Source organism: Bacillus sp. FSL R5-0560 (genome assembly GCF_037966305.1).
In the GTDB taxonomy this organism is placed as follows: domain Bacteria; phylum Bacillota; class Bacilli; order Bacillales; family Bacillaceae; genus Bacillus; species Bacillus mojavensis.
In genome coordinates, this window is record NZ_CP150195.1 from 885,925 (window position 1) to 907,724 (window position 21,800).

The 21,800-nt window shown below is 46.7% G+C and carries 20 protein-coding genes and 1 pseudogene; 16 read left to right on the top strand and 5 right to left on the bottom strand.

Going from position 1 to position 21,800, the window contains the following annotated elements; genetic code table 11:
- Positions 1–69: 69 nt before the first annotated feature.
- Entirely contained in the window at positions 70–864 is a 795-nt protein-coding gene (locus NST56_RS04315; RefSeq protein WP_339180268.1) for a YfkD family protein, read from the top strand.
- 34 nt (positions 865–898) lie between these two features.
- Here the strand turns inward: NST56_RS04315 and mscC are convergent, their stop codons facing one another.
- Both mscC and yfkAB read right to left on the bottom strand, forming a co-directional pair.
- Positions 899–1,741, bottom strand: coding sequence for a mechanosensitive ion channel protein MscC (gene mscC, locus NST56_RS04320; RefSeq protein WP_339180270.1), 843 nt, complete (start codon positions 1,739–1,741; stop codon positions 899–901).
- Positions 1,742–2,863, bottom strand: coding sequence for a radical SAM/CxCxxxxC motif protein YfkAB (gene yfkAB / locus NST56_RS04325; protein WP_168747210.1), 1,122 nt, complete (start codon positions 2,861–2,863; stop codon positions 1,742–1,744). It lies immediately after the preceding gene.
- Positions 2,864–3,008: 145 nt separating this feature from the next.
- On the opposite strand from yfkAB, the gene NST56_RS04330 reads away from it, so the two are divergent.
- Positions 3,009–3,194, top strand: coding sequence for an SE1561 family protein (locus NST56_RS04330; protein WP_010333401.1), 186 nt, complete (start codon positions 3,009–3,011; stop codon positions 3,192–3,194).
- 99 nt (positions 3,195–3,293) lie between these two features.
- Entirely contained in the window at positions 3,294–4,085 is a 792-nt protein-coding gene (pdaA, locus tag NST56_RS04335) for a delta-lactam-biosynthetic de-N-acetylase (protein ID WP_059291644.1), read from the top strand.
- A 35-nt stretch (positions 4,086–4,120) separates the two neighbouring features.
- Here pdaA and NST56_RS04340 read toward each other — a convergent pair whose 3' ends face one another.
- Both NST56_RS04340 and corA read right to left on the bottom strand, forming a co-directional pair.
- A complete protein-coding gene (locus tag NST56_RS04340; protein ID WP_339180277.1) occupies positions 4,121–4,879 on the bottom strand; it encodes an NAD(P)-dependent oxidoreductase in 759 nt (252 codons plus the stop codon).
- 99 nt (positions 4,880–4,978) lie between these two features.
- On the bottom strand, positions 4,979–5,938 hold the full coding sequence (gene corA, locus NST56_RS04345; RefSeq protein ID WP_010333404.1) for a magnesium/cobalt transporter CorA: 960 nt from the start codon (positions 5,936–5,938) through the stop codon (positions 4,979–4,981).
- A 117-nt stretch (positions 5,939–6,055) separates the two neighbouring features.
- Between corA and NST56_RS04350 the strand changes: the two genes are divergently transcribed.
- Positions 6,056–6,919, top strand: coding sequence for a DNA-3-methyladenine glycosylase (locus NST56_RS04350; RefSeq protein ID WP_339180280.1), 864 nt, complete (start codon positions 6,056–6,058; stop codon positions 6,917–6,919).
- 32 nt (positions 6,920–6,951) lie between these two features.
- Here NST56_RS04350 and NST56_RS04355 read toward each other — a convergent pair whose 3' ends face one another.
- Positions 6,952–7,950 carry a hypothetical protein gene (locus tag NST56_RS04355; protein WP_339180282.1) on the bottom strand — a complete coding sequence of 333 codons (999 nt, stop codon included), beginning with the start codon at positions 7,948–7,950 and terminating at the stop codon, positions 6,952–6,954.
- Between the two features lie 188 nt (positions 7,951–8,138).
- On the opposite strand from NST56_RS04355, the gene rlmD reads away from it, so the two are divergent.
- The 12 genes and pseudogenes from rlmD (at position 8,139) to lpdA (ending at position 21,786) form a co-directional block, all read left to right on the top strand.
- Positions 8,139–9,539 carry a 23S rRNA (uracil(1939)-C(5))-methyltransferase RlmD gene (gene rlmD / locus NST56_RS04360; protein ID WP_268472454.1) on the top strand — a complete coding sequence of 467 codons (1,401 nt, stop codon included), beginning with the start codon at positions 8,139–8,141 and terminating at the stop codon, positions 9,537–9,539.
- Positions 9,540–9,876: 337 nt separating this feature from the next.
- On the top strand, positions 9,877–10,863 hold the full coding sequence (locus NST56_RS04365) for a tRNA-dihydrouridine synthase (protein WP_286058870.1): 987 nt from the start codon (positions 9,877–9,879) through the stop codon (positions 10,861–10,863).
- Positions 10,864–11,116: 253 nt separating this feature from the next.
- Positions 11,117–12,301 (top strand): amidohydrolase, encoded by a 1,185-nt coding sequence (locus NST56_RS04370; RefSeq protein WP_339180286.1) that lies wholly within the window; start codon positions 11,117–11,119, stop codon positions 12,299–12,301.
- 21 nt (positions 12,302–12,322) lie between these two features.
- Positions 12,323–13,858 (top strand): AbgT family transporter, encoded by a 1,536-nt coding sequence (locus NST56_RS04375; RefSeq protein WP_339180288.1) that lies wholly within the window; start codon positions 12,323–12,325, stop codon positions 13,856–13,858.
- A 23-nt stretch (positions 13,859–13,881) separates the two neighbouring features.
- Positions 13,882–15,138, top strand: coding sequence for an amidohydrolase (locus tag NST56_RS04380; protein WP_339180291.1), 1,257 nt, complete (start codon positions 13,882–13,884; stop codon positions 15,136–15,138).
- Between the two features lie 109 nt (positions 15,139–15,247).
- Positions 15,248–16,003 carry a hypothetical protein gene (locus NST56_RS04385; protein WP_339180294.1) on the top strand — a complete coding sequence of 252 codons (756 nt, stop codon included), beginning with the start codon at positions 15,248–15,250 and terminating at the stop codon, positions 16,001–16,003.
- On the top strand, positions 16,000–16,452 hold the full coding sequence (locus NST56_RS04390; protein WP_339180297.1) for a DUF6884 domain-containing protein: 453 nt from the start codon (positions 16,000–16,002) through the stop codon (positions 16,450–16,452). The genes NST56_RS04385 and NST56_RS04390 overlap by 4 nt, the downstream gene beginning before the upstream one ends.
- A 29-nt stretch (positions 16,453–16,481) precedes the next feature.
- Positions 16,482–16,920: pseudogene (locus NST56_RS04395) on the top strand (hypothetical protein).
- A 227-nt stretch (positions 16,921–17,147) separates the two neighbouring features.
- The gene (gene acoA, locus NST56_RS04400) at positions 17,148–18,149 is read left to right on the top strand and encodes an acetoin:2,6-dichlorophenolindophenol oxidoreductase subunit alpha (RefSeq protein ID WP_339180300.1); all 1,002 of its coding nucleotides are present in this window, start codon (positions 17,148–17,150) and stop codon (positions 18,147–18,149) included.
- 1 nt (position 18,150) lies between these two features.
- On the top strand, positions 18,151–19,179 hold the full coding sequence (gene acoB, locus NST56_RS04405; protein WP_010333415.1) for an acetoin:2,6-dichlorophenolindophenol oxidoreductase subunit beta: 1,029 nt from the start codon (positions 18,151–18,153) through the stop codon (positions 19,177–19,179).
- A 13-nt stretch (positions 19,180–19,192) separates the two neighbouring features.
- Positions 19,193–20,389, top strand: coding sequence for a dihydrolipoamide acetyltransferase family protein (locus NST56_RS04410; RefSeq protein WP_339180302.1), 1,197 nt, complete (start codon positions 19,193–19,195; stop codon positions 20,387–20,389).
- A 20-nt stretch (positions 20,390–20,409) separates the two neighbouring features.
- Entirely contained in the window at positions 20,410–21,786 is a 1,377-nt protein-coding gene (gene lpdA, locus NST56_RS04415; RefSeq protein ID WP_339180304.1) for a dihydrolipoyl dehydrogenase, read from the top strand.
- Positions 21,787–21,800: the final 14 nt, after the last annotated feature.

Below are 21,800 nucleotides of genomic sequence, written 5' to 3' on the forward strand. Positions count from 1 at the left end.
CTAAAAAAATGATGGATAACAACAAAGCGGGAAGAAAAGACTAAGGGAAAATGCCATAGAAAGAGTGATATGATGAAAAAGCTATTTCATTCCACACTTATTGTGTTGTTATTCTTTAGTTTTTTCGGCGTTCAGCCCATCCACGCGAAAAAGCAGTTTAAGGTGCCTAATTCTGTAGCAAGCATCTCGAAGGAAAACACATATCCGAATGCTTCACAGGATCAGCCGATGCTTCAGCCGAGCAAGCTGGCTAAGGAACTGCTGAATTCATCAGAGGTACAGATCCAAAATCCGCACCTCATCAAAATGCTGAACGAGTCTACGGTCTCTGGCACACCGCTTGCGGTCGGCTACCGGGCCACAATATTTCTCGGGAAATGGGCGCTCGGATATGAATCGAATGAAACGGTCGCCAACTGGGAATATAAAAAAATCAATACAAACCGTTCGGATAACCGCGGCGGAAAACAAACGGCTGAAATGCATTACGCTCAAGAGCAGCAATATAAAGTAACGGGCGGCCTGACAGCAAAAGTTCCAAACACGGAAGATGTCAAAAGCATGATGATGCTGAAGGCGATGGAAAAAACAAATCTTCCGCTTGCATTTGAAACGGTCATCGGAGCGGGAACAAAACGAGATCAAATTTATAAAGTCGCTCCGAAAAAGCTTGGTTATTTAAACGCATATGCTCCGGCTGTGAATGAAAAAGGGAAAGTGACTTACGGAGAAGTCTATTTAGTGCTCAAAGGCAATAAACGAAAACTTGTTGTGAAAAATGTCACGTCACAGGGAATCGGCGCGTGGATTCCGGTTCAAGACCATGTCACGTTTAGCTTCCAGCTTTCCTCACAGCCAAGATAAATAAAAAACTGATTCCATTATGGAATCAGTTTTTTTATTGGGGTCTTTCGATCCTTACCGCTTCCTCAAGCATTTGAACATTGTTTTGGTACAGCTGGCGAACGAGAACCCGTCTGGCGGCAAGGCTGGTGCTGAAATAATCTTCATCCCGCACCATACCCTTCACGGTAAATTCAACCCCGCGGTTAATTTTATTCAAAGCGGTAATGCCGTGTATTTGAAAAGGCTCTGTCGGGTTTCCGAATTCATCCCGCTTCAGTGAATCGCGAAGCTCTTCATTCAGCATGTCGCAAGCTTCCTCCAGCACACTGTATACACGGTCTGGATCTTCTTTAAAGCTGATGAGAAAGGATTCGGTAATACGCATAAAATCGATATTGTAATTTTCTATCTGTCTGACCTCACCATTGCTGATGGTGAGCAGTTTTCCGCTCCACTCGCGGATTTGCAGCGAGCGCAGGCCAATTTCTTCGACGGTGCCGTTAAATAAATTGTTTACCGTCACATAATCGCCTTTGTGCAGCTGGCGTTCATAAATTAAAAACACACCCGCCAGCACATCCTTAATCAGCGATTGGGCGCCAAAACCGATGACGATACCGGCTACACCCGCCCCGGCTAAAATTTTGCCGAAATCATGCACAAATAAAGAAATAACATAAAAGATAAAACCAATTGTCGCCGTATATTGGGTGATAGAACGGACAAGGCTTTCGATGGTCTTCTCTTTTCTCTCTTCAATAAAGTCCGTCCGTTTAAAAAATAACTGCACCAATCGGTTAATGATAAAAACACCGATCCACAAAATAACGGCGACGAGGAGAATATCAACGATTTTATTCTGAAAAATCTCCGTAAGTGTTTCTTCCATCCGCATCTAACTCCTGGCTTGACGTTTTGAAAAATCTGTATCCTGGTAGTAGCTGTTTTTGACGAGTACGTTTGGTCCGAGGCACCGGACATTCGGGCAGTGGCAGTTCAGCTCTTTGGCCAGCTTTGTTTCTCTCCACTTTTGGTAGGCGGAAGGCAGGCTGTCCGTTTGTATATTGCCGAGCGGCGGTGTATCCCCGAAGTCTGTCACGATAATATTCCCGTCAAAAATATTGACATTCAGGCGCGACCGGCCGTCAGGGTCATTTCTCACTGTCACGTTTTTCGCCGTGCGAAGCCGACGCAGCAGCTCTTGATCCTCTTCATTGGGACTGCATGCGTAAAACGGCAGTGTTCCGAACAGCATCCATGTATTTTCATCACGAATATCCAGCAAGCGGTGAATGGCCTGTCTCATGTCCTTCAGGCTGAGAGATTCAAGGGCGCTCGCAAAATCACTCGGATACATCGGATGGACTTCATGGCGCTGACATTTCATATCTTCTGTGATTTGGCGGTGAATATGCTCAATATGCGGAAGTGTGCGTTTGTTCAGCATCGTTTCCGCTGATACCATCACTCCGGCATCCACTAGCTTGCGGCTGTTTTCAATCATTTTATCAAAATAGCGCGCGCGCTGCTCGAAGGTCGGTTTTCTGTCCATCATAGCGAAACCGATTTCCGCAAACTCTTCAACCGTTCCCCAGTTATGAGAAATATGTAACACATCAAGATACGGAATAATCCATTCGTATCGCTCGATATCGAGAGTCAGGTTTGAATTGATTTGGGTCCGCACCCCGCGTTCGTGGGCGTATTTCAATAACGGCACGACATATTCCTTTACGGATTTTAGTGAAAGCATCGGCTCTCCGCCTGTAATACTGATGGATCTGAGGAGGGGAATTTCCTCCAGCCGTTTTAACAGAAGATCTATTGGGAGAGCATTCGGGTCTTTGGGCTGCAATGTATAGCCGACAGCGCAATGCTCGCATCTCATATTGCACAGTGTCGTCGTTGTAAATTCAACGTTCGTCAGCTGCATATCTCCATACTGGTCGACATCCATATAGGCTTCCCAAGGATCGAACTCAGGTGTAATCGGACGCAGCTTCGTGTTTTGTGTCATGACTATCTAACTCCTTTATAAATGGGGCATACTAACGCTGCCAACAGTTAATTTTAGACCTGATTTGCCAAGATCGCAAGTAGCGGGGCGATTGAAAAACAGCAAAAAATGAGCTACCATGATAAAAAATGAATGGAGGCGCAGAATGGGGAACGCAGTAAACAATAAAGATCAGCAGCTTGATTATTTAAAGAACAGACTAGACATGTTTATGAACGTCATTGATTCATTAGACCCTGAAGCAACAGACGTAGAAGATATAGATAGGCTCATCGGCATGCTGGATGACCTGGAAGCCAAATATGAACGATTTAAAAAAGACTGGGAATAAAATCGCGCTTGCCGCGGTTTTTTATATTGGCATAAAGCGTCAGTATAAAATGGAGCGCCTTTCTGTAAAATAAGAAAAAATGCAGAAGGAGCGCTGGCCATGAAGTGGATGTGTGCAATATGCTGCGCCGCCGTCCTGCTTGCAGCAGGAGCAAAACAGGCAGATGCGGTACCGAATGAGCCAATTAATTGGGGCTTTAAGCGAAGCGTTAACCATCAGCCGCCAGATGCGGGAAAACAGCTGAACAGCCTGATCAAAAAATACGACGCGTTTTATTTAGGCAATACTAAAGAAAAAACAATTTATTTAACATTTGATAACGGCTATGAAAATGGATATACGCCAAAGGTGCTTGATGTCTTAAAAAAACATCACGTGACAGGAACGTTTTTTGTCACCGGGCATTTCGTGAAAGATCAGCCCGAGCTGATCAAACGGATGTCGGATGAAGGGCATATCATCGGTAACCACTCCTTTCACCATCCAGATCTGACGACAAAAACCGCTGACCAAATTCAGGACGAGCTCGATTCAGTCAACGAAGAGGTTTATAAGATCACGGGAAAGCAGGACAATCTGTACTTACGGCCGCCGCGCGGCGTGTTCAGTGAATACGTGCTGAAAGAAACGAAACGCATGGGCTATCAAACCGTTTTCTGGTCCGTCGCTTTTGTCGACTGGAAAATCAATCATCAAAAAGGGAAAAAATACGCCTACGATCACATGATCAAACAGGCGCATCCGGGAGCGATTTACCTGCTTCACACTGTCTCCAAGGACAATGCCGAGGCGCTGGACGATGCGATTACCGATCTGAAAAAACAAGGCTATACCTTTAAAAGCATTGATGACTTGATGTTTGAGAAAGAAATGAAGCTGCCGTCTTTGTAAACAAGAAAGCCTCTCCGCAATGGAGAGGCTTCTTTCTATTTTTCTATGCATGTTATTAAAGCGGCCCAATCTAGGTCTCCAAGCCCTTTTTCAATACCATTTTCAAAATGGCTTTTCGCCAGCTCGGCCATGATCGTTCCGTAATTTTGATATACAGGGGAGCTGAAAAGCGCGTTGGCGATGTCTAAAAATTGCTTTTGCTCTAAACCGTATTTCTCCATCATCAGGAATGATTCAGATAACGCCTCCAGCATGGATACGAGCAGGAAATTGATGCTAATTTTCGCTGCGTTTGCTGTTTTGCTTTCTTCGCCGACGTCAAACACTTGCTGACTCAAGCTTTCGAGCAGAGGTTTTGCTGTTTTTTTTGCTTCCGCGGGTCCTGCCGCAATTATCCGAAGCGCGGCGTTTGCTGCGGCATCTGGTCTTCCCAGCACAGGAGCGGCGAGGAAGGATTGTCCTTTTTCCGCATGGGCGGCCGCGAGCTTTTCTGAGAACTCAACACTGATCGTGCTCATCGAAATGTGAATCCCATTCTCTGATAATCCTTCAATCAATCCATCTTTGCCGAATGTCACAGCGCTGACAGAATTGTCATCAGAAAGCATTGTCACGACGATATCAGCGGTCTCGGCCGCCTGGCGAGGCGTTTCTGCCACTTGGGCGCCTTGGGATGCAAATTCCTCCGTCTTTTCTTTCGTCCGATTGTATACCGTCAAACGATAGCCTGCTTGTAGCACGTTTCGGGCAATGGGCTGTCCCATATTGCCAAGTCCGATCACAGCGATTTTCAATCTGATCCCTCCCTGAACATTTTTTTCATTATATACAAAACGAACAGGATATGCTGGAAATCGGCTTGCCAAAATAAAAAGAACAGCTTCACGCTGTCCTCATTTAAAGATGTTGAACCATCCTTTATGTACAAACCATATCAGCATGCCGATCACAAGGGCGGCCATCAGGCCAAGCACGGCGTAATATCCGTATTCCCAGTGAAGCTCCGGCATGTTGTCGAAGTTCATGCCGTAAACGCCGGCGATAAACGTGAGCGGGATAAATATCGTAGACACGATGGTCAATGTCATCATAATCGCATTCATCCGGTTGGAATTCAGTGTCACGTAGCTGTCACGCAAATCGGACGTCATGTCACGGTTAGATTCCACAATTTCTGAAAGCTTTAATAAATGATCGTAAATATCGCTAAAGTATGCCTTTGTTTCACGCTGGTCTTTGAGATGGTCAAGACTTAAAATCCGATACAGCAAATCACGCATCGGAATAATGGTCCGCCTGAGATGCAATAGGTCTGTTCTGAGCTCAAACACCTCGCTCATCAGCGTCCCGTATGTTTTGTGGCTGCGGCTGTCTTCAATCTCATTCAGCCGGTCTTCTATTTTGTACACCAGAGGAAAATATTCATCAACAAGCTGATCCATAATCATATAAGAAATATGCCCCGGCCCTTTTTTTAACAGATCCGGTGAAGCATATAAACGCTCCCGGACTTTGGCGATACCGGGTGTTTCGTGTAAATGAAAGGTGACGACAAATTTTTCGCCCTGAAAGATATCGACTTCTTCGGTCTCAAGCGTTTCCTGATTCAGCGCATGAAGCACGTAAAAGCGATAGCCGTCGTAATGGTCAAGCTTCGGGCGCTGCATATGCTGAAAACAATCTTCAATCGCAAGCGGATGAAAATGAAAAAAATCTCTCAATAACGCGGTTTCTGTTTCCTCCGGGCCGTAAAAATCAACCCAGTACCACGCAATATCCGGCTGTTCAACCCGTTCGATCGGTATATTTTTTAAAAGCTGATGCTGTGTTGTGATAGCGGTAATGTTGATCATAAACAACCCTCCACCTGCCATTATATCATGCGGCCTTTTTCAGAAAAGTATACAGTGTTTTCTGCCGGTTTCCAGCGGCGTGGTATACTGAACAAAAACGGAAAAAGGGCTGATCATATGTGGGAAGAAAAAGTATCGGTCACACCGCCGTACCATTTTGACCGTGTGCTCGACAGGCTGGCGTTAGACCCTTTGAATGCAGTTGATCTGAAAGCGCGGGACATAAGAGTGCCGATCAGAAATAAGACCGGTGACGTATGTATTGTGAAGGTGCAGGCTTTAGGCGATGCGGACGAGCCCGAGTTTCTCGTCAGCGGGGAAACAGAGCAGGAAGACATGATGAAGGAAATCAAACGGATTTTTCAATGGGAACATGATTTGCAGCATGTCCTTGAGCATTTCTCTAAAACGAATCTTTCCGCGATATTTGAAGAGCATGCAGGCACGCCGCTTGTATTGGACTACAGCGTGTACAACTGTATCATGAAATGCATTGTGCACCAGCAGCTGAATCTATCTTTTGCGTACACCTTGACAGAACGGTTTGTCCATACGTTCGGCGAGCAGAAGGACGGCGTGTGGTGCTATCCGAAGCCGGAAACGATTGCGGCGCTGGATTATCAAGATCTCCGCGAGCTCCAGTTCAGCATGAGAAAAGCGGAATACGCCATTGATACGTCAAGGATGATTGCAGAAGGCACACTCGATTTGTCAGAGCTGCCCCAACTGACAGATGAAGACATCATGAAGAAACTGATCAAAATCAGAGGCATCGGCCCATGGACAGTACAAAACGTGCTGATGTTTGGGCTCGGGCGGCCCAATTTATTCCCGCTGGCCGATATCGGACTGCAAAACGCGATCAAACGCCATTTCAATTTGGACGACAAACCGGCAAAGGATGTTATGCTCGCGATGAGCAAGGAGTGGGAGCCTTATTTGAGCTATGCGTCGTTATATTTGTGGAGGAGTATAGAATGAAAAAACGGCTGCCTTTTCGACAGCCGCTGAGATTAATCAAGCTTCACTGTCATGCTTTGGCCTGAAGCGCCATTTTTAACAGGTGAAAACGTAATTTTTAATTGGTGAAGATCTTCCGCTTTTCCGCTGTATACAGCTCCTATCACACCTTCGTTTTCTTTGTGAGGTCCGAAAACATGATCATTGTCTTTAAAGATATTATTATCAGAAACTGTCAGCTTTTGCCCGTCATCTGTTTCTACAGATTCGATACCCTGCCAATCAACTTGTGTGTCTCCTGTATTCTCGGCTTTATAAGTGATTTGAATGTAACGAAGAGGTTCAGACACTTTTTGATCTGTCATTCTTTTAAAGAGCTTCAGCTGGAGGGGGCTGATATTTGTACGCGACAGCAATTTGACTTCATCGACAGTAATCGTTAAGGGCTTTATTGCTGTCTGTTTCTGGACATCAGCAATTTTGTCTAATGTAACAATTTCTCCATTGTCCTCGGTGGATGTTTCACCGGGTTTGGAAAGAATTTTATGCCCGCTGTCTTGGCTTGAATCATCTGTTTCATTGTCGGTATCCAGCGGCTTATTGCTTTCCTGAATCAGCTGATTGTCAAGATCGACAAATCGAATGGCTGGTTCGCTGCCGTCATAATATGACGAATGCTTATACAATGCGCGAAGAAACTGATCGAAGACAATTGCCAAGAGACCGTTTTCCATCGATTTTCCGTCTGAGTTGTTAAAGGTGACAACAACCGTATTGTTTTTCACTTCCACATTTTTAATCACTTTTTCTCCATTGGAATTGGCTTCTGTCATTTTTTCAAATGCGCCGTTTAAATCTTTTTTCGAAATATGGATTTTTCCCCACTCTTCTTTGGTAATACTGTTAAAGTCTTTTTTTAGAAAATCCAGATTTTTGCTTTCGTCTTCTGCTGTTTTTTCTGTTTTTGCAGAGCTCGCGCTGCTGCTGTTTCCGCATCCTGCCGCACTGAATAATAATCCTAATGCACAGGCAGCGGTTAGAAATTTCTTCATTTTATCCCTCTTTTATGTAATAGTCATAAACTGTATCGGCTGTTTTGCAAAATTATTGAGCAAAAATGGAAATGTTTTTGAAAAATATGAAGGAATCTAGGCAAGCATGTTATACTAGAAAGATGTGAAAAAACCATTTCACTTTCTGCCATCCGCAGAAAGCTTCATATAGAAACGGAGAGAACAACGTGAACCAACAAAACAAAAAGGCGCCCGTCGAACTGAAAGTCGGACAGACCTTTCCGCTGACGATTAAACGTCTCGGGATTAACGGGGAAGGCGTCGGCTATTTCAAGAAAAAAGTCGTATTCGTGCCCGGCGCGCTTCCAGGTGAAGAGGTTGTCGTCCAAGCGACGAAAGTGCAGCCGAAGTTTTCGGAGGGACGGATCAAGAAGATTCGCAAGGCTTCGGAGCATCGGGTGGCACCGCCTTGCCCTGTCTACGAGCAGTGCGGCGGCTGTCAGCTTCAGCATCTTGCATACAGCCAGCAGCTTCGGGAAAAGCGCGACATCGTCATCCAGTCTCTGGAGCGCCATACGAAGTTCAAAGTCGAAAACATGGATATTAGAGAAACGGTCGGCATGGACAACCCATGGAACTACCGTAACAAAAGCCAATTCCAGATCGGACGCTCACAAAGCGGCAGCATCATTGCCGGCTTATACGGTCTTGATTCTCATGATATCGTGCCAATCAAAGACTGCATCGTCCAGCATCCGGCAACCAACAAAACAACAGGCATCGTCCGTCGCATTTTAGAGGACTTCAATGTGTCTGTTTATAATGAAAGAAAACGAAAAGGCGACGTCCGCACGATAGTGACGAGAGTCGGCTTTGAAACAGGCGAAGTGCAGGTCGTGCTTGTCACAGCAAAAGATACGCTTCCGCATAAGGAAGAAATCGTCAAAGCGATCCAAAAGCGCCTGCCTGAGGTGAAATCCATTATTCAAAATGTAAACGGAGCGAAAACCTCTGTTATTTTCGGTGAGAAATCAAAACCCCTCGCCGGACATACCGTGATTCAAGAGGTGCTCGGCGACGTATCTTTTGAATTGAGCGCCCGCGCCTTCTTCCAGCTCAATCCGGAGCAAACCGTCAAGCTGTATGATGAAGTGAAAAAAGCGGCGCAGCTGACCGGGAAAGAAAAAGTCGTTGACGCGTATTGCGGCGTCGGCACCATCGGCATGTGGGTGGCCGACGGAGCGAAGGAAGTCCGCGGCATGGACGTCATCGAAGAATCGATTGACGATGCTAAGAAAAATGCCAAAAAACACGGCATGACAAACGCCACGTACGTAACAGGAACAGCCGAGCACTGGCTCCCGAAATGGACGAAAGAAGGCTTCCGCCCGGACGTCGTCATCGTTGACCCGCCAAGAACCGGCTGTGACAGCACGTTCCTGGATACGATCAAAAAAGTTAAACCGAAACGCTTTGTCTACGTTTCCTGCAATCCATCCACACTTGCGAAGGATTTACAGGCGCTGTCGAAAGACTATCGCGTGGAATATATTCAGCCTGTGGATATGTTTCCGCAGACGGCTCATGTGGAAGCGGTGGCGAAGCTTGTATTAAAATCATCTAACTAAAATAAACAATTTCTAATCAGATCTGGATTTCGGTAAAATAAACAATTCCGATTTCCGGGTCTTTTTCATGCGCAGTCCAAGCTATTGAAAGAAAATTTGCAGGAACATACACTGAAACTTGGATTATGTACCTGACCCTATGACTCAAACTGCTTTTCTAGTCGGTTTGTTTTGTCGCTTGTTATATGTTATTAGTAAAGATTTAAATGTTCAAAATTTACTTTCGTTTGATAAGAAGTGCTTATGCATGCTATAAGTGTAAAAGAAGTATGGTCAGCTTTTTAATTTTGGGATAAAGGTTTGCGTTGGTATCCCATAATGAAAGGATTTGAATGGAATGACGATAGATAATTTCTGGCGTGAATTACCACGGCCTTTTTTTGTACTGGCCCCAATGGAAGATGTGACGGATGTTGTTTTCCGTCATGTAGTAAGTGAAGCAGGCAGGCCGGATGTATTTTTTACAGAGTTTACAAACTCGGAGAGCTATTGTCACCCGGATGGGAAGGATAGTGTCCGCGGCCGTTTGACCTTCACGGAGGATGAACAGCCAATGGTGGCTCATATATGGGGAGACAAGCCTGAGAATTTTCGCCAAATGAGTATTGGTATGGCGGAGCTAGGATTTAAAGGTCTAGATATCAATATGGGCTGTCCTGTGCCTAATGTGGCAGGCAATGGGAAGGGAAGCGGCCTTATTTGCCGTCCTGAAGTTGCGGCAGAATTAATACAAGCTGCAAAAGCAGGGGGATTGCCTGTAAGTGTGAAGACAAGGCTTGGTTACACGAATGTGGATGAATGGCGCGATTGGCTGACACACGTATTGAAGCAGGACATTGCTAATCTCTCTATTCATCTTCGTACAAGAGCGGAAATGAGTAAAGTGGATGCGCATTGGGAACTCATCCCGGAGATTAAGAAACTTCGTGACGAGGTGGCGCCAGATACGCTATTGACGATCAATGGGGATATCCCTGACCGTCAAACTGGCTTGAAACTCGCTCAAGAATACGGTGTCGATGGAATTATGATTGGGCGTGGTATTTTTACAAATCCATTTGCCTTTGAAAAGGAGCCGAAAGAGCATAGCAGCAAGGAATTGCTTGATCTCTTAAGGCTGCACCTGGATCTTCATGATAAATATTCAGCATTAGAAGCGCGTCCGTACAAGCCTCTTCCTCGCTTTTTCAAGATTTATCTCCGCGGATTCCGAGGGGCGAGTGAATTAAGAAATCAATGCATGAACACAAAGTCAACGGATGAAGTGCGGGCATTGCTCGATGACTTTGAGAGAAAGTATCTTGATGGGGTGGAGCAACAGTAGATAGAGTTTATGATAAGCAATACATTGGCAGATGGGAAAGCGGTATGGAACCGCACTATACCAGCCAATTATTGCTTGATAGGTTAGTTATTTATTTTCACTGTCCAAAATAACATCAGACGAAGAGGAATCTGTCAGATTTCCTCTTCTTTTTTTGATTCAATAAGTCAGATTGTCTGACATTCCAATTGAACTAGCTCCATATAATCAATAAAGTAAATGCAAGAGTTTCTAAAACAGGGGGGCTGGAAGCATGATGGATGAATACGCCAGTATGTATAAGAACGTGATTGAATGGAGGAGACATCTTCATCAATACCCAGAGCTGTCCTTTCAAGAAGAAAAAACAGCTCAATTTGTATATGATACGCTCTCTTCTTTTGAATATCTTGAGATCAGCCGCCCGACAAGGACAAGTGTCGTTGCCCGGCTGAGCGGTGCGCGGCCGGGCAAACGAATTGGGCTGCGCGCTGATATGGATGCGCTGCCGATTCAAGAGGAGCATGACAGTCATTTTTGCTCCCGCCATCCAGGTGTAATGCATGCGTGCGGGCATGACGGGCATACTGCCATGCTGCTTGGGGCGGCTGAGATTTTGTCTCAGAAAAAGGATGAGCTCAGCGGCGAAGTCTACTTTATTTTTCAGCATGCCGAGGAGGTTCATCCCGGCGGGGCGCAGGAAATGGTGAAGGCTGGTATTGCGGACCATCTTGACGTATGCATAGCCATTCATCTGTTTTCTGCTATGCCTTTAGGAAAAATCGGACTGGCATCAGGTCCTGTCACCGCTAACTCTGACCGCTTTGATATCACGATTAAAGGAAAAGGCGGGCATGCCTCTCAGCCTGAACAGTGCATTGACCCGCTTGTGATCGCCTCACAGGTCATTACTCATTTGCAAAGCATTGCCTCAAGACATACAGATCCTGCCGAAAGACTGGTGCTCTCTGTTACCATGTGTCATGCCGGCGCCGCCTACAATGTGATCCCCGACACTGTGACGCTTGGTGGGACGGTAAGGACATTTCGAAAGGAAGTCAGGGCAAATACGGAAGCGTTTATGGAAACCATCATAAAAGGCGTAACTGAAGCCCATGGCGCCTCGTATGAATTGGATTATCGCCAAGGATACAAGTCTGTTGTGAACGATCCGAACGTAACCGAACTGGTCAGAAAAGCAGCGGTGGATCTGTGGGGGGAGGATCAGATATTTCCGTTAGTGCCAATGATGGGCGGAGAGGATTTCTCGTCGTTTTCTGAACGAGTGCCGAGCTGTTATATCGCTCTGGGAGCGGGAGCCGGAGAGATGATCTATCCGCATCACCATCCTAAATTCACGTTCGATGAAAAAGCGTTATCAGCAGGTGTTAAATTATTTGTAAATTCAGTCTATTATATCCTGCATTCCCGTGAATCGATTTCAATGAAGATCAACTAAAACCAATTATAGGAGGGCGCTATGGCTAAACATCTGCCGGAAGTCACGACCGCTGATTCTTTACAAAAAATCGAGCATAAAGGACTATTAAAGTTGGTCGAAACGGTCGGAAACAAATTGCCTGATCCTTTTATGTTATTTATCTATTTATCGATGATCATCATTGCCATGTCTGTTTTGCTGGCAGGAAACGCAGTGACACATCCGGGTGATGGGAAAGAGGTAGCCGTTAAGAGTTTGCTCAGCATCGAAGGCATTCACTGGATGCTGACGGAAGCTGTGAACAACTTCGTTCAATTTCCGCCTCTCGGACTTGTGCTTACGATGGTGCTCGGCATCGGCCTAGCGGAACGCGTCGGTTTGATCGAGGCTGTGCTGCAAAAGATGATGTTGCATGTTCCGAAAGCGATCATCAGCTATTCCGTCGTATTTGTCGGGATTTTGGGAAATCTGGCGTCTGATGCGGCATGGGTTATTATCCCGCCGGTGGGCGCCTTGATTTTTATGGCAGCCGGGCGTCATCCTCTTGCCGGCTTTGCGGCCGCTGCAGCAGGAGTAGGGTCAGGATTTACGGCCAATCTGATGATCGCAGGAACAGACGCGCTTCTATCCGGCATTACCACACAGGTCGCACAAACGGTCGATAAACATGCTCAGGTATCGGCAGTCGACAACTGGTTTTTCATGGCGGCCTCCGTATTTGTTTTAGCCTTTATCGGTGCATGGATTACTGACAAAATCGTTGAACCCCGGCTTGGCAGCTACCGCGGAGAATACAAGCCTGAAATGGCGGCGTTAACGGGAAAAGAGATCAAAGCACTGAAGGCGGCGGGGGGAGCGGCTCTTTTATATGCTGGAGTCGTTGCTTTATTAGTTGTTCCAGAGGGAGCGCTTCTGCGTGATCCTGAAAACGGATCGATTCTTTCCTCGCCTTTTCTGAAAGGCATCATCCCCATCATTCTGCTGTTCTTTATTACTGTATCGGTTGTTTATGGCATCGTGGCCGGACGCATTAAGAATCAGACAGACGTCCCGAGGCTGATGGGAGATTCCATTAAAGGCATGTCAGGCTTTATTGTACTCGTATTTGTTATTTCGCAGTTTATCGCCTTTTTCACGTGGAGCAATATGGGAATTTTTATGGCAGTAAAAGGAGCGGACTTTCTGGAATCCATCCATTTAACAGGTTTTCCTGTTTTAATCGGATTTTCGTTGCTGACTTGTATCGTCAGTCTGTTTATTACGAGCGGCTCTGCTTTATGGGCGCTGCTGGCCCCTGTGTTTATCCCGATGCTGATGCTGCTGGATTTTCATCCCGCGTTTATTCAAATTGCCTATCGGATTGCGGATTCCGCCACCAACACCATTACGCCGATGAATCCGTATTTGCCAATGCTGATGGCTTATTATAAACGCTACAAATCCGATGCGGGCTTTGGAACTGTGATTTCAACCATGATTCCGTATACGGTTCTATTCTTCTTGGCGTGGCTTCTCATGATGTTCATTTGGTACATATTCGGCTGGCCGATCGGACCGGGCGTTTATGCAAAGTAAAAACGACAAAGGGTGGGAGACATATGGATATTATACAAATAAGACGAGATTTACACCGGCATCCCGAACTGGGCTTCACAGAATTTCGCACGGCCGGAAAGGTTGTGGAAACCCTTCAAGCTCTCGGATATCACGTGACATATGGCAAGGACGCAATGGATGGTGAAACCCGCAGAGGCGTCCCATCAGAAAAAGAGCTGGAGCGCGCGTTTGACCGTGCAATAGAAAATGGAGCCGATCCTGGTACCATTGCGGCAATGAAAGGCGGATATACCGCAGTTATTGGAACGCTTGAAGGAAATGCGCCGGGGCCCGTCGTTGCACTTCGTTTTGATATGGATGCACTGCCAATTACAGAAAGCGCAGATGCTGACCATGGTCCTCACGCCAAGGGCTTCCGTTCTGCATTTGAAGGAAATATGCACGCATGCGCCCATGACGGACATACCGCGATCGGGCTAGGCGTTGCTGAAGCGCTGGCACATCGAAACTTTGCAGGTACTCTGAAGCTGATTTTCCAGCCCGCTGAGGAGGGTGTCCGCGGAGCGTATGCCGTTACTGAGAAAGGCATGCTGGACGATGTTGATTATCTCCTCTGCCATCATCTGGGGACTAATGTGCCGCTTGGGGAAGTATACGGCGGTGCAGAAGGATTTCTGGCCACTACGAAAATGGCTGCTCATTTCCGGGGCGTCTCCTCACATGCAGGAGCGGCTCCGGAGCATGGCAGAAATGCTTTGCTAGGGGCGGCGACGGCGCTTTTAAATATACATGCCATTCCGCGTTTCAGCTCGGGCGATACCCGGATCAATGTCGGCGTGCTTGAAGGCGGAACAGCGGCCAATATCATCCCGCAGCACGCGAAAATGATCATTGAAACGCGGTCAGATTCAGAAGAGGTCAACCGCGATCTGGAAGAGCGGGTGAGAAAGATCATCGCCCACAGCGCAGCCATGCATGAGCTTGAACATGAGGTCGAAATCATCGGCGGAGCGATTCCGATCAAATGTGACGAGGAAATGGTTTCGACCGTGCTAGAAGCTGCTGGAGAGGTTGGCGGATTTTCCTCACTGCAAGGCATCCAGACCGGCTCAAGAGGAAGTGAAGACGCAAGCTATATGATCAAAAGAGTTCAGGAGCGGGGAGGAAAAGGGACATATATGATCATTGGCACCGACATCGCTGCCCCGCATCATCATGAAAAGTTCGATATTCAGGAAGATATTCTTCCGCGAAGCGTTCAGCTGCTGAAGCAAGCGGCATTGAAGCTGTTGAAGTAGAGGGGGAATCCCCTCTTTTTTTATGTCATTCGAAACGCTTTCCAAATAAAGGAGACGATTTGTTGGATTTATGGTACATTGATAGGTATGAAAAAAAGAGGAGAATCAAATGAAGAGAATGCATTTTTGTACAGGTATAGGCCTGCTGCTGATCGTGATGTCAGCCTATCCTATCTTTGTACTATTGAGAGAAAATATAATAGATCACAACGTAACAAATCGTTATGACATTCATTATGCATATCAAGACAAGCATGGTTATGAATCTGCAATAGATACTCAACATATCAACATTTTTAATCATCATATTAGGATTATTGAAGGCAAAACAGGAAAACATGCGCCCCTGACAAGCTGGGATAAAGATGAAGACGTTCCTGCCGGAGAGATTGTTAACATACAGTATCAATTAGATGGCCGATACCTCTCCTCACCTTCTGAAGTATGGCTTTCTAATCGAAAAAGAGGAGGGAGATACTTTTCATGGCTTGAAATATTAACGGTAAAGGATCGAAAGACTGATCAAAATCTGGTTTACATTGTTCAGAGAATAACTGACGATCTAATAAGTCTTGAAAAAAGCAAATGGAAAATAATCAAGATCAACCAGGATGGAACTGTACAGGAGAAGCTTCTAAGCTATTCTGATCGAAGCGAGGATCCATTGAGTGTGAAACTGCTCAATTTTTCATACGTTGGAGGAAATTCAATGGGGTATCATTCTGATATGTATGAAGTGATCCCCAATATCATAATTCCTCTTTTGTATCCGTTGATTACGTTCGCTGTTGGTTGTGCGATTATGATCGGGATTTTAATCATTGTGATAGTCCAGAAGACAAAAGGAGTTCGAAAATCAATATGAAACGACTATGCATCATCCCCTGCGGCAAGAAAAAAATCTGGGATGTCCAGCCTGATGCCGGGCCGGTAAGAGCAGAGGTCGCTTATCTCAGCCCGTTTCATCAGGCGTGCGAGCGGTATGCGAAATCATTTTTCGATGAGTGGGTGATTTTGTCGGCGAAGCACGGCTTTCTTCGCCCTAATGATATCGTATCAGGAAATTACGATGTGACTTTTGGCACCGGTCATCCGGAAATCATGACAGCGGAGGAGCTGCGCCACCAATTTTGCGAAAAAGGCTTTTCCGACATCGAAGAGCTTGTCATGCTTGGCGGGAAAAAATATCGAAGCGTCCTAAACGCCGTCATCGGCGAGCATCAATATATCAATTGGCCCCTGTTATCATACAAAGGCATTGGCTACATGCTTCAAGCACTGAACCGGGCGGTTGAAGACAAGCATGAACTGTAGCACGTACATATCAAGAAAAGAGTGTGAACATGAAAAAACTTGTGTTTGGCTTGCTTGTTATTGCGGTATTCGGATACGGGCTATATATCTACCATGTATGGTTCGGTGATCCATTTTCGAAAAGTGCTGCAGAGCAGAAGCTTACCTCTTATGTGAAGGAAACCTATCCAAAAAAAGAAATCAAGATCACAAATGGGGTATATAACGCTAAAACCTCTGAATATGTATTCCAAGCAAGCAAACATCCAATCTCATCGCTACCCAATGTGTACGAAGGGATTTCTCCATCCTAAAGTAACGTGCGATGGAATTGAAGAAGCATATACCGAATCAGTAGCAAAGCATGTAAATGAAGTAGCATCGAAGGCAATCGAAGCAGATCTGAAAAAAGCGGTTCCGCAATATTCAATTGATTTTCTTTCAAAAGCAGTGATTCAGTCAAACGATGCAGAGGAACTGGGAAGTTAAAAAATTTCCAAGGAAATAAATACGTCGAACATTGTCAAAGGCCGGGTGATATCCGGTCTTTTTTGCATCTGTAAAATGATACAAATGAATCAGTATGAGACAAAACGAGACACCCGTCTCAAACTGTCTCCAGGGTGAAGACGAGAAGACTGATTTTACGGGCTCCAAAGATTGGCACACTTCTTGCATTTATTATTGTGAACCCTAAATAGAAGGAGGCACACACAATGGAACTGTTAAAACGAGAAGGCTTGTCATTAACTGAGGAAAAAGCGCTGTGGATGTACCAAAAGATGCTGGAAATCAGGGGCTTTGAGGACAAAGTGCATGAACTGTTCGCAGAGGGAGTGCTTCCCGGATTCGTCCATTTGTATGCTGGTGAAGAAGCGGTAGCTGTAGGCGTGTGCGCTCACTTAGATGATGGCGACAGCATTACAAGCACACACAGAGGGCATGGCCATTGTATCGCCAAGGGCTGTGATCTGAACGGCATGATGGCTGAAATTTTCGGGAAAGCGACCGGGCTTTGTAAAGGCAAAGGCGGATCGATGCACATTGCTGATCTCGATAAAGGCATGTTGGGGGCAAATGGAATCGTCGGGGGCGGGTTTACGCTCGCATGCGGGTCAGCGCTCACGGCTAAATATAAACAGACTAAAAATGTAAGCGTTTGCTTTTTCGGAGACGGAGCAAATAACCAAGGAACCTTTCATGAAGGCCTCAACTTAGCGGCTGTATGGAACCTTCCAGTTGTGTTTATTGCTGAAAACAATGGCTACGGCGAAGCCACGCCATTTGAGTACGCGTCAGCCTGTGATTCAATCGCTGATCGGGCAGCTGCCTATAACATGCCGGGAGTAACCGTGGACGGAAAAGATATTTTAGCAGTTTACCAGGCAGCGGAGGAAGCAATTGCACGAGCAAGAAACGGCGGAGGCCCGTCTTTAATTGAATGCATGACCTACCGAAACTACGGCCATTTCGAAGGAGATGCCCAAACCTATAAAACAAAGGATGAAAGAGCTGAGCACCTTGAAGAAAAGGACGCCATTCAAGGCTTTAAAAACTATCTGTTAAAAGAGACGGATGAAAAAAAACTGGCAGACATTGAACAAAGCGTGAATGAATCGATTGAAAAAGCAGTCTCCTTCAGCCAAGACAGCCCATATCCGAAAGAATCAGAGCTGCTGACAGATGTATATGTCTCATATGAAAAAGGAGGAATGTAAGATGGCAAGAGTCATAAGCATGTCAGACGCGATCAATGAGGCGATGAAACTTGCGATGAGAAGGGACGAAAATGTGCTGTTGATCGGTGAGGATGTAGCCGGAGGAGCGGCAGTCGATCATTTGCAGGACGATGAAGCATGGGGCGGCGTATTAGGCGTCACCAAAGGGCTCGTTCAGGAATTTGGACGGAGCAGGGTGCTGGATACGCCTATTTCTGAAGCGGGCTATATGGGCGCCGCTATGGCTGCGGCATCCACAGGGCTGAGACCGATTGCGGAGCTGATGTTTAACGACTTCATCGGTACGTGCTTTGACCAGGTCATCAACCAAGGGGCAAAATTCCGCTATATGTTCGGCGGAAAAGCGCAAGTGCCAATTACCGTCCGCACCACATACGGAGCGGGTTTCCGGGCTGCGGCACAGCACTCCCAGGCGCTGTACGGCCTTTTCACAAGCATTCCGGGGCTGAAGACGGTTGTTCCATCGAATCCGTATGACGCCAAAGGCCTGCTGCTTGCGGCAATCGAAGACAACGATCCGGTGTTCTTTTTTGAAGACAAAACGTCCTACAACATGAAAGGCGAAGTGCCGGAAGAGTATTATACAATCCCGCTTGGAAAAGCGGACATCAAACGCGAGGGCAGCGACATCACGCTGTTTGCGATCGGCAAGCAGGTCAATACCGCACTCGAAGCGGCAGCACAATTATCAGAAAAAGGCATCGAAGCCGAGGTACTCGATCCCCGCAGTCTGTCTCCTCTGGATGAGGACGCGATTTTCACATCGTTAGAAAAAACAAACCGGCTGATCATCGTGGACGAAGCCAACCCGCGATGCAGCATAGCGACAGATATTGCCGCGATTGTGGCTGACAAAGGCTTTGATCTGCTAGATGCGCCGATTAAGCGGATTACAGCGCCGCACACACCTGTGCCGTTTTCGCCAGTGCTTGAAGATCAATATTTGCCGACACCAGATAAAATCGTCAGCGTCACGCTTGAATTGCTTGGCGAGCCGGCAGTGAATTAAAGGGGGGACACATATGGCGGTCAAAGTAGTGATGCCAAAGTTGGGAATGGCCATGAAACAAGGAGAAGTATCAATTTGGAACAAAAAAGTGGGAGATCCGGTTGAAAAAGGAGAAAGCATCGCCAGCATTCAGTCGGAGAAAATTGAAATGGAAATTGAAGCGCCAGAAAAGGGCACGCTCATTGATATCAAGGTGAAAGAAGGGGAAGAGGTTCCGCCCGGTACGGCCATCTGCTACATCGGGGATGCCGATGAATCGGTGCAGGAAGAAACGGAAGAGCCAGCCGCCGAAGCAAGCAGGCAAGCAGATCCCCAGCCTCTTAAACATGAAAACAAACCCGCAAACACTAAAAAAGATAGACTGAAAATCTCTCCAGTCGCCAGAAAAATAGCGGAAAAAGCAGGGTTAGACCTGAAAAATCTGAAGGGCACGGGACCGGGTGGACGAATCGTGAAGGATGATGTCACAAAGGCGCTTTCTGAACAGAAAAGAGAACAGGCTGAGCCAGTATCCGACCAAAAGGCGCAGGAAACGCCGGTTACAGGCATGAGAAAAGTGATCGCGTCCAGAATGCAGGAAAGCTTGGCAAACAGCGCCCAGCTGACGATTACAATGAAGGCTGATATCACTAAGCTGGCAGCGCTTCAAAAACAGCTTGCGCCGACAGCAGAGGAACGGCACGGCACGAAATTAACGATGACTCATTTTGTCTCAAGAGCTGCGGTGCTCGCTCTCCAATCACATCCTATGCTGAACAGCTTCTACAAAAATGAGCGCATTATCACACATCCTCATGTTCATCTTGGAATGGCTGTTGCTCTTGAAAAAGGGTTGGTTGTGCCTGTGATCCGCCATGCTGAAAAGAAATCGCTGATTGAACTGGCTCAATCCATCTCGGAAAATGCCAAAAAAGCACGCGAGGGACGGGCGGGAAGCGAAGAACTGCAAGGCTCAACCTTCTCTATTACAAACCTTGGCGCTTTTGGAGTGGAGCATTTCACGCCGATATTAAATCCGCCGGAAACAGGCATACTCGGCATCGGAGCAAGCTATGACACGCCGGTGTATCTAGGGGAGGAAATTGTCAGAAGCACGGTCCTGCCGCTCAGCCTGACATTTGATCACAGAGTCTGTGACGGCGCTCCGGCCGCTGCCTTTCTGAAGGCGATTAAAACATATTTGGAAGAACCGGCAGCATTAATTTTATAGGAAAAGCAGGTGAAAACGACATGACACTAGCCATTATCGGAGGGGGACCGGCAGGCTATGCCGCTGCAGTCTCAGCGGCACAGCAGGGCAGAAACGTGCTGCTCATTGACAAAGGCTCGCTTGGAGGAACCTGTCTGAATGAAGGCTGCATTCCGACGAAGTCTTTGTTAGAAAGCGCAAACGTACTTGATAAAATCAAACATGCCGGGCGCTTCGGAATTGAACTTCCGCCTGGTGCAATCTCGGTTGATTGGAACAAGATGCAGAGCAGGAAACAGCAGGTTGTCAGCCAGCTTGTCCAAGGCGTACAGTACTTAATGAAGAAAAATCAAATACAGGTCGTAAAGGGAGAGGCTTCCTTTCTTTCTGACAAGAAGCTCTTGATCAAAGGGGAGAACGGAAAAGAAATCAGAGAGGCGGAACAAATATTGATCGCAACCGGATCAGAGCCGATCGAGCTGCCCTTTGCCCCGTTTGACGGCGAATGGGTGATTGATAGCAAAGACGCACTCGCCCTTTCAGACATTCCCGCTTCGCTTGTGATTGTCGGCGGCGGTGTGATCGGCTGCGAGTATGCCGGATTGTTCGCCAGACTTGGAACGAAGGTGACGATCATTGAAACAGCCGGCCAGCTGATTCCGGCAGAGGATGAGGATATCGCCCGTCACTTTCAGGAAAAGCTTGAGGAAGACGGAGTTGAAGTTCATACCTCCTCCCGGTTAGAGCGTGTTGATCCAGCAGCCAAAACGGCGATATGGAAAAGCGGACAGCGTGAGTTTAAGACGAAGGCCGATTATGTGCTGGTGGCGATTGGAAGAAAACCTCGTCTGGATGGATTACAGCTTGAGCAGGCGGGAATTGATTTTTCCCATAAAGGTATTTCTGTAAATGAGCAGATGCAGACCAATGTGCCTCATATCTACGCATGCGGGGACGCGATCGGTGGCATTCAACTGGCTCATGCCGCTTTCCATGAAGGGATCATCGCAGCTTCACACGCTTCAGGACGGAACGTCAAAATGAACGAAAAAAATGTGCCCCGATGTATTTATACATCCCCGGAAATTGCTTGTATCGGATTGACAGAAAAACAGGCGAGACACGTTTACGGAGATGTGCAGATTGGTGAATTTCCTTTTTCCGCAAACGGGAAGGCGCTCATCAAACACCAAGCAGAAGGAAAGGTCAAAATTGTGGTTGAGCCAGAGTTCAGTGAAATCGTCGGAGTCTCAATGATCGGACCGGATGTGACCGAGCTCATCGGCCAGGCGGCTGCCATCATGAACGGTGAAATGACGGCGGATATGGCAGAGCATTTTATCGCGGCTCATCCGACACTCTCGGAAACGCTGCACGAAGCATTGTTAAGCACAATTGGGCTTGCGGTGCATGCATAACAAGAAAAGCTGGC

Coding starts and splice junctions, on each gene's coding strand:
- NST56_RS04315 (WP_339180268.1), top strand. CDS start 70: ATGATGAAAAAGCTATTTCATTCCACACTTATTGTGTTGTTATTCTTT.
- mscC (WP_339180270.1), bottom strand. CDS start 1,741: ATGCGGATGGAAGAAACACTTACGGAGATTTTTCAGAATAAAATCGTT.
- yfkAB (WP_168747210.1), bottom strand. CDS start 2,863: ATGACACAAAACACGAAGCTGCGTCCGATTACACCTGAGTTCGATCCT.
- NST56_RS04330 (WP_010333401.1), top strand. CDS start 3,009: ATGGGGAACGCAGTAAACAATAAAGATCAGCAGCTTGATTATTTAAAG.
- pdaA (WP_059291644.1), top strand. CDS start 3,294: ATGAAGTGGATGTGTGCAATATGCTGCGCCGCCGTCCTGCTTGCAGCA.
- corA (WP_010333404.1), bottom strand. CDS start 5,938: ATGATCAACATTACCGCTATCACAACACAGCATCAGCTTTTAAAAAAT.
- NST56_RS04350 (WP_339180280.1), top strand. CDS start 6,056: ATGTGGGAAGAAAAAGTATCGGTCACACCGCCGTACCATTTTGACCGT.
- NST56_RS04355 (WP_339180282.1), bottom strand. CDS start 7,950: ATGAAGAAATTTCTAACCGCTGCCTGTGCATTAGGATTATTATTCAGT.
- NST56_RS04365 (WP_286058870.1), top strand. CDS start 9,877: ATGACGATAGATAATTTCTGGCGTGAATTACCACGGCCTTTTTTTGTA.
- NST56_RS04370 (WP_339180286.1), top strand. CDS start 11,117: ATGATGGATGAATACGCCAGTATGTATAAGAACGTGATTGAATGGAGG.
- NST56_RS04375 (WP_339180288.1), top strand. CDS start 12,323: ATGGCTAAACATCTGCCGGAAGTCACGACCGCTGATTCTTTACAAAAA.
- NST56_RS04380 (WP_339180291.1), top strand. CDS start 13,882: ATGGATATTATACAAATAAGACGAGATTTACACCGGCATCCCGAACTG.
- NST56_RS04385 (WP_339180294.1), top strand. CDS start 15,248: ATGAAGAGAATGCATTTTTGTACAGGTATAGGCCTGCTGCTGATCGTG.
- NST56_RS04390 (WP_339180297.1), top strand. CDS start 16,000: ATGAAACGACTATGCATCATCCCCTGCGGCAAGAAAAAAATCTGGGAT.
- acoA (WP_339180300.1), top strand. CDS start 17,148: ATGGAACTGTTAAAACGAGAAGGCTTGTCATTAACTGAGGAAAAAGCG.
- acoB (WP_010333415.1), top strand. CDS start 18,151: ATGGCAAGAGTCATAAGCATGTCAGACGCGATCAATGAGGCGATGAAA.
- NST56_RS04410 (WP_339180302.1), top strand. CDS start 19,193: ATGGCGGTCAAAGTAGTGATGCCAAAGTTGGGAATGGCCATGAAACAA.
- lpdA (WP_339180304.1), top strand. CDS start 20,410: ATGACACTAGCCATTATCGGAGGGGGACCGGCAGGCTATGCCGCTGCA.